This is a genomic window from Frankia sp. CoBUL1 (genome assembly GCF_978021245.1).
Genome location: NZ_CDXDOS010000162.1, coordinates 1 through 7,708, shown reverse-complemented (window position 1 = coordinate 7,708; position 7,708 = coordinate 1). Strand labels below are relative to the sequence as shown.

Sequence of the window (7,708 nt, the reverse complement as noted above, 5' to 3'; positions counted from 1 at the left end):
GCCCCTCGCCGCCAGCCGCGCCGGCCGGCTCACCCTCGACCAGCTGCCCCGGGCCTGGCCCCGGCTGCCCGCACCCGCACCAGTATCCGACCGACCGGACGCCATACCCGCCGGGGCGGGCCTGCGACCGCCCGCGCCGATGCCCCCCGCCGAGTACCGGGGGTGAGCGGCCACGACCAAATACCTCGCCGCCGCCGTCGCCGCGGTGGTCCTGCTCATCGTGCTCATGGGCGCCGCCGCCGCCCAGCTGGCCGAACGCGTCCTCTGCGCGCCGGTCGCCGGCTGGTTCCTCGGCTACACCAGCGGCGGCAGCCCCAGCCAGACCGCCCTCGCCGACATACCGCCTGACTACCTGAACCTTTACATGCAGGCCGCAGCAACCTGCCCCGGCCTGTCCTGGAGCACGCTCGCCGCCATCGGCAAAACCGAAAGTGATCACGGTCGCAGTCGGATGCCGGGCGTAGCCAGCGGTACCAATTCCGCTGGCGCGGCCAGGCCCATGCAGTTCCTCGCCCGACGTTCGCCGACGTCGTCGCCCGCCACCCCCTGCCGGCGGGCGGCGCGCACCCGCCGTCGCTCTACAATGCCCACGACGCGGTCTACGCCGCTGCGGTGTACCTATGTGACAACCACGTCGCCACCGATCTGACCGGGGCGCTGTGGCAGTACAACAACTCCGACGCCTACATCGCCCAGGTCGTCACCCAGGCCACCCAGTACAGCTCGACCGGCGGCTTCGGAGCCGACACCGCATCGTCCGACGCTGGCTACGCCGCCGTCGTCTACGCCCAGGGCCAGCTCGGCATCCCCTACCTGTGGGGCGGGGACGGCCCGGCCGAAGGCGGCTTCGACTGCTCCGGACTCACCCGGGCCGCCTACCTCGCCGCCGGGATCAACCTGCCCCGCACCGCACAGACCCAGTACGAGGCCGGACCCGTCGTCCCGCCCGAGGAGCCACTCCAGATCGGCGATCTCGTCTTCTACGGCACCGCCACCAACATCCACCACGTTGCGATCTACATCGGAAACGAGCAGATGATCACCGCTCCAGGACGCGGCAAGGTAGTGAAAATCGCCCTGTATAGGTGGGAAGGGGACGACTATTTCGGGGCGACAAGGCCGGGCAACTGAGATTTATTCGGACCAGATGCAACACCCGACGAGCGGCCCGAAAAGCGGCAATACCGGACTTTCGGAGCGCCACAAGTCCGAGTCTATCGCGACACGCCGCCCTCCGACGGCTATACGCCGGTGGCGACGTCCGATGCAACGATGATGCATCGGATGCAACAGGAGGTGGCCGTGGCGCAGCGTGTCGATCTGCCCGGCGCTGCGTACCTTGTACTGGATGCGACGGTTGCGCATTTCGATCCAGCGGCGGCGGTGTTTGCGGCGATGTTGGAAGGCTGGTCGCGTCAGCAGCAGAGCCGGTTTCTGCGGCCGGCCATGATCCGGGCTCGGCTCGATCTCGTACGCCGGTTCGCGGCCTTCACGAACCAGTACCCGTGGGAGTGGACCCCGGGTGAGGTGGAGGCGTTCACCTCCGAGCTGGTCTCAGGAGCGAGCCCGCGGGCGGCGTCGACGGTGCGGGCCTACCAGTTGACGGTGCGGCTGTTCTGCGAGTTCGTTACCGACGCCCGGTATGGCTGGCCGGTCGAGTGCGAGCGGCGGTTCGGGGCGGTGCCGAGCCAGATCTGCCACGAGTGGAACACCGTCGCGCACCGGGTCGACTATGAAGGCCGGCCAGGGCGGCGGGCGCTGACCTACGACGAGGTGCAGGCGCTGTTCGATGCCGCCGACGCCCGCGTCGAGGAGATCCGCACCCGGGGTCGGAAGAGCGCGCTGGCGGCGTACCGGGACGCGGTTGCACTCAAGACGGTGTACGCCTACGGCCTGCGGCGGGAAGCTGCCCTGCTTGACGTTGTGGACTTCCGCCGGAACCCACGTGCCACTGCCCATGGCCGGTTCGGGTCGGTGCAGGTGCGGTGGGGCAAGGCATCGCGAGGCAGCCCGCCGAAACGGCGCACGGTGCTGACCGTGCCCGAGTTCGACTGGGTCGTCGAGTTGCTCGACGACTGGTGCGAGCAGCTGCGTCCGCAGTTCGATCCCGGCCAGCATCCTGCCCTGTGGGTGACCGAACGGCGCGGCCGGATCGCCGTCCGCCATCTCGATGACCTGTTCGGTCTGGTGCGGCGGACGGCAGGACTGCCGGAGGAGCTGGATTTGCATTCGCTGCGGCACAGCTATGTCACGCATTTGTTGGAGTTCGGTTATCCGCCGCTGTTCGTGCAACAGCAGGTTGGGCATTCCTACGCTTCGACGACCGCGATTTACACGTCGGTGTCGGACGAGTTCCGTAACCGGCTGCTGGAGAAGTCACTGCGCCGCTTCGAGGACCTGTGGGAGACACCCCGGTGACCCGGACGACGAGTATCCGCTGGCATCTGCGGACCCGGATGGCGGAGAAGGGGCTGTTCCAGACGTCCGATCTGGTGCCGCTGCTGGCCGAACGCGGCGTGCACCTGTCCCGGGAGCAGGTCTTCCGACTGGTGACCCAGCCACCGCAGCGGCTGTCGATGGACACCTTCGCCGCCTTGTGTGACGTGCTCGGCTGCACACCGAACGACCTGATCGAGGTCGTGGCGGTCGCCGAGCAGGTCGCGAAGACAGGCATCCGCGGGCAGACGGGCCGCGGGCGGGGCGCCGGCGGGGCTGCGGCGCACCACGATCCGCCGGCCGGGGGGACTATGACACCCGACCGGCCGGGAGTTTCGACGAGCTCTTTTCGGGGGCCGGCGGCCCGTTCCGCCCGGCGACCGCCTGTCGATCGCCAGGCGGTCCTGCATGCCTTGACCGGGCGGCTCGTCGCTGTCGTCCCTCGGATGACGGAGGTCGAGGCTTGCCGTCACCTCGACGCGGTCGCGGGAACGGTGAACGCGCGGTTGGCCTGGTTGGACGACCATCTCGCCGCGTTCCCGGACGCGCTGCGGTCAGGAAGCTCCGACGTGCCTGCTGTCTTCATCCGGCTCGCGTACACGCTGCACCAGGCGGGATACGCGGTCGTGGTGCCCGCCTGCGTCGACTGCGAGCAGGTCGCGGCAGCCCTGCCGCAACGGGCCGAGGGCTGCCGGATCTGTGCCCGGTGCGCAGGACGCCGGCAGACCAAAGTGTGCGGGCGCTGCGGCCGACGCAACTCGGTCCGGGCCCACGAGCCCGACGGGACACCGGTGTGCCAGAACTGCTGGAACCGCGACCCCGCCAGCTGGGAGACCTGCGCCAGCTGCGGACGCGGGGCGCCGCCGGCGGCGCGGCCGAACGGGCAGCCGATCTGCCGGCGCTGCTACGAAACACCCCGCGTGATCTGCGCCGGCTGTGCCCGATCCGCCGTCGAGGCCGCCCGCACCGACACCGGCGAACCGCTATGCGGCGCCTGCCGGCCGCCGTCGCGCTGCGGCCTTTGCGGAAGAGAGCGTCGGCTCAAGGTCCGCGCCCGCGACGGTCAGCCGGGGCTGTGCGAGGCGTGCTACCGCCGCACCCTGTTCGGCGTCTGCGACGCCTGCGGGCTGATCGGGAAGCTGGCCACAACCGGCGCCCACGGCGGACCCCGCCTCTGCACCCGCTGTCGACCTGCGGCCACCCGGCATTGCTCGCGGTGCGGACGTGACCGGCGGATCATCGCCACCTGGCCGATTGGCAGCGTCTGCGCCTCCTGCTACGCCTGGACACGCCGCCACCCCGCCCCCTGCCCCGACTGCCAACGCACCCAAGTGCTCGTCGGCCTCGACCAGCAAGGCCAGCGAATCTGCGGCCGGTGCGCCGGCCTGAACGTCGACTACGACTGCCCGGTCTGCGGACGCGCCGGGTTCGTGCCCCGTGACGGGATGTGCGAACGCTGCCTGGCAGCCCGCCGCGCCAACGAGTTGCTCACCGGAACGAACGACGCCATGCGTCCCGAGCTGCGCCCGCTGGCGACCGCCCTGGCCAACACCGACGCGCCCGACGCCATCCTGACCTGGCTACGACCCGGTGGGCCCGCCGAATGGCTATTTCACCGTCTCGCTGACGCGGAGGCTCCGCCCAGCCACGAGCTGCTGGACACCTGGCCCCAGACCCTCGCCCTGCACCGGCTGCGCCAGACCCTCATCCACGTCGGCGTCCTGCCCGACCGCGCCGACCACCTCGAACGCCTCAGCCCCTGGCTCGACAACCTCCTCACCACGCTGCCCACCGTCCACAGCAGCCTGATCCGTCCCTGGGCGCACTGGGCGATCCTGCGCCGAGCCCGCCACCGGCTACCCGCCCGGCCATTCACCCCGCACGCCGCCGGCTGGGCCCGCACCCGCACCCGCATCCGCGCCGCGCTCCGCCTGCTCGCCTGGATCGACGACCAACAGACGACACTCACCGATCTCACCCAGGCCGACGTCGACCGCTGGCTGACTGAACAGCCTGCCGAGAGCGCCTACCCAGCCCGCGAGTTCCTGCACTGGGCCCGCAGCCGACGCCTCACCGGCGACGTGACGATCCCGAAACGGCGACCCCGTCACATCGTCACCGCGATCAGCGAAGACGACCGGTGGACCCACCTACGCCGCTGCCTGCACGCCCGCACTCCTGCTGCTCTACGGCCTGCCCGTCAGCCGGATCTCGGCTCTACACGCCGACCAGATCGACCGTGAGGGCAATCGGACCCTGGTCCGCCTGGGAGCACACCGGCTGCTTCTCCCTCCGGCCGTCGCCGACCTGCTGCTCGCCCAACGCGACACCGCTCGAACGGTGGCTGTTCTCGGCCGCAGTACCCCGCCAGCAACAGGTTGGCTGTTCCCCGGCGGCTTTCCCGGCCGGCCGGCCCGTGACGTGGTCTACCAGGCACTTCGCGACAACGGACTGCCGCATGCGCGGCACGCTCGCAACGCCGCGCTGATGACGCTCGCCGCGGACCTACCCGCCCCGATCCTCGCGAGCCTGCTGGATCTCCACATCGCCACCGCCTGGACCCAGCAGGCAGCCCATGACTGGGCCCTCTACCTCGCCGAGCGAGACTCTCCCGGCCCCTGACCAACCCTCCTCGCCCGAGTGCGGCGAGCTGGCATCGTACACGGCCCGGAGATCAGCACGACGTCCTGGCCCAACAGATCGAACAGCGACGCCAGGAAGGTCTGGTGCCGGAGGCGCTCCGCCGGCGCGATGGGCGCGGGCGGCAACGCGTCGACCGTGGTCAGCGCGCGCTCGTACAGCTCCTCGCCACTCGCCGAACCGACCGGTACGAGCTTGAGCCGCCATCCATGGCTATAGCGATCATCGATGAGCACGCCGGAGGAGCTGGGCACGACGAGGCGAGGTCTCGCCCGACCGGCCCACTTGTTCTTGCCATCGATCGGTATGGCAGACTCGCGCCGAACGCCACGACCCGCAGGCCTTTGTTGCGCGCCTTCGCCCGGACCGGCGGCGATGGCGGATCAGATCGGAATCTGGGCGCCGTGGTGGAGGAATGACTGCCGGTGGAATCACGCCGCGTCCCACATTCCCACTGCCAAGGAAGCACCCGGCGAACGGCCCGTTCGCGCTGGGACACGCCGGACCGGTTCCCGCCGTGACCGATCCACTTCGGCAGACCGACAGTGCAGGCATCGTCTCGCGCAACAACCGCAAGGACTACGCACTGGATCCGGCGCCGATCGCGATCGGCGGTCAGGCGAAGGTCACCGGCGCGCGACACAAGGCGACCGGGCAACGGGTAGCCGTGAAGCAGCTCCGCTTCCGCGACGCAGCCGCTCTCTCTCGCATGCGCCGTGAAGTCGAGGCCGGCCGCCGATTCGGCCAGCTCCCGCACGTCATGCCTGTGCTCGACTCCGGCGAGGACTGGCTCGTCATGCCACTCGCCGACGCCACTGCGGAGTCTCGAGTGGCGATACTCGCCGACCCAGTCGAGTTGCGCCGCCTGGTGACCGCTGTCTGCCTGGCACTGCGCGAACCGCACCGCGAGGGCTGGATCCACCGCGATCTGAATCCGCGAAACGTTCTGGAACTGAACGGCGACTGGGTCGTGGGCGACTGGGGGCTCGGGCGCCGGCCACGAGGGCAATCAAGCGATCCCCGTCATACCCAGACGGGTAGTTCCTTCGGCACCGACGGATTCGCCGCCCCCGAGATGTACGACGACGCGCACGCCGTCGGGCCACAAGCCGACGTCTACAGCATCGGACGGATCATCGCGTGGGCCCTGACCGGCACCTGGCCCCGGCGGTACGAGCCGTTGCTCCCCGACGGGCCATGGCGGACTATCGTCTGGCAGTCGACACACCGGTCACCGGACCGCCGGCCGCCGACGACCGACGATCTTCTCCTGCTGATCCGGTCCGAGCTGGACGGAACGACCGCCTCGCCCACCGAACGCGGTCGACGGCTGCTGGCCGCAGCGACCGCTGGGGACGCGGCGGCGCCCGGGCAACTGTTCGAGCTTCTCGCCTCGGGCCAAGGCGACGACGAATTGCTCGGTCAGGTGGCCGCACGCCTCACGGGTGAGCCGCTCCGGCGCGCGCTCACCGCGGATCTGCCGGTCGCGCGGGAGGTCGTGTCGGCACTGAGAGCCGCGTGTTCCGACGAGCAGGTGCCGGGCACCGGGGACGGGGCGAACGACCGGGTCATCAGCTGGCTGCTGGACGTAGCGAACCAGGCCGACGAGCTGGATGACTGGGACCTGCTGGACCTGGCCGTTGATGCCATCACCGAGCTGGTCGGCGAGATGACTAGCCTGCCGGTTAGCCAGGCCATCGGCGACTGGTTCGCCAGTCGCGAGCAGCACTGCGCGGCGACAGTCGCGGCGGCGTTGCGCCGCCGAGTCCCGGCCGCGCGGCTCTTCGCCGCTCTCTAGCTGAGCGCCCCATGATCGACCCGCGGATCCGGGCTGCATTGAGCGGTGAGTCGACACGCAGTGGCCCTCGCCACGGAGCCGCATCCAGCCGGGATCTCGAACATTTCCGCACCGGACGCGCCCGTGGGCGCCCGCGGCGAGCCTGGGGCACCCCGCGACGACAGATCACCACCGTGCTTACGCTGCTTGCTCTGATCAGCGCATCGATGATCGTCATTCTCACAAGCCGCCACAATGGCACTGGCTCGCAAAGCGGCACCAACGCTCCGAGCGACCGCAGCTCCCCGAGCAGCAGCGCCTCGGACGCCAGCATCATCGGATTGCCCACCGTACCGAGCGAGCTGGCCGACGACGACGCCATGCGGGCGTTCGTCGCTGGCTGGGACGCATATCCCGGCTGGGTCACCTGCCGGACCGGCGCCGACGAGACCCTGCTGACGGGAAGCTTCCCCGCATCTCCAGCCGAGCCGGTGGCACCCACCCACAGCCTCTACTGCAGCATCGGCGGGACCCTCACGGTCATGTTCGCCAGCTTCACAAAGCGCGGGCAGTATGAGGCGGTCGCACCGCACTATTTCGATGCACCGGCAGCCCGGAGGGAAGGGCAGGAGACGCCCGCGGCCAGCACGCATATCTTCGCCTGGAGCTCGACGCAGCGTGCCCTGGTCTGGGCCGATCCCGATAACTTCCTCATCGGCGTTCTTGTCACCGACAATGATTCGACAGACCTTGCCAGGGTCTGGCGCCAGTACGACTCCTGAGGCGATGCCGTGAAGCTTAAGTCGATCTTTCCGGTATTGGATCATGTGGGGGTGGGGTGAGTGGGTAGAGCCC

Annotated in this window: 7 protein-coding genes; all 7 read left to right on the top strand. The window is 69.8% G+C overall.

Features of this window, described 5'->3' with window-relative positions:
• Nucleotides 1-205: 205 nt before the first annotated feature.
• The gene (locus AC08OX_RS12325; RefSeq protein WP_476607953.1) at nucleotides 206-649 is read left to right on the top strand and encodes a hypothetical protein; all 444 of its coding nucleotides are present in this window, start codon (nucleotides 206-208) and stop codon (nucleotides 647-649) included.
• Complete coding sequence (locus AC08OX_RS12320; RefSeq protein WP_476607952.1) at nucleotides 613-1,131, top strand: C40 family peptidase; 519 nt, start codon at nucleotides 613-615, stop codon at nucleotides 1,129-1,131. Before AC08OX_RS12325 ends, AC08OX_RS12320 begins: the two co-directional genes overlap by 37 nt.
• A 171-nt stretch (nucleotides 1,132-1,302) precedes the next feature.
• The gene (locus AC08OX_RS12315; protein WP_476607951.1) at nucleotides 1,303-2,418 is read left to right on the top strand and encodes a tyrosine-type recombinase/integrase; all 1,116 of its coding nucleotides are present in this window, start codon (nucleotides 1,303-1,305) and stop codon (nucleotides 2,416-2,418) included.
• Entirely contained in the window at nucleotides 2,415-4,679 is a 2,265-nt protein-coding gene (locus AC08OX_RS12310; RefSeq protein ID WP_476607950.1) for a helix-turn-helix domain-containing protein, read from the top strand. The genes AC08OX_RS12315 and AC08OX_RS12310 overlap by 4 nt, the downstream gene beginning before the upstream one ends.
• 97 nt (nucleotides 4,680-4,776) lie before the next feature.
• Nucleotides 4,777-5,058 carry a hypothetical protein gene (locus AC08OX_RS12305; protein WP_476607949.1) on the top strand — a complete coding sequence of 94 codons (282 nt, stop codon included), beginning with the start codon at nucleotides 4,777-4,779 and terminating at the stop codon, nucleotides 5,056-5,058.
• Nucleotides 5,059-5,593: 535 nt separating this feature from the next.
• Nucleotides 5,594-6,874, top strand: a complete 1,281-nt coding sequence (locus tag AC08OX_RS12300) for a protein kinase domain-containing protein (protein ID WP_476607948.1) — start codon at nucleotides 5,594-5,596, stop codon at nucleotides 6,872-6,874.
• A 173-nt stretch (nucleotides 6,875-7,047) separates the two neighbouring features.
• Nucleotides 7,048-7,635, top strand: coding sequence for a hypothetical protein (locus AC08OX_RS12295; RefSeq protein WP_476607947.1), 588 nt, complete (start codon nucleotides 7,048-7,050; stop codon nucleotides 7,633-7,635).
• The last annotated feature ends 73 nt before the right edge of the window (nucleotides 7,636-7,708 follow it).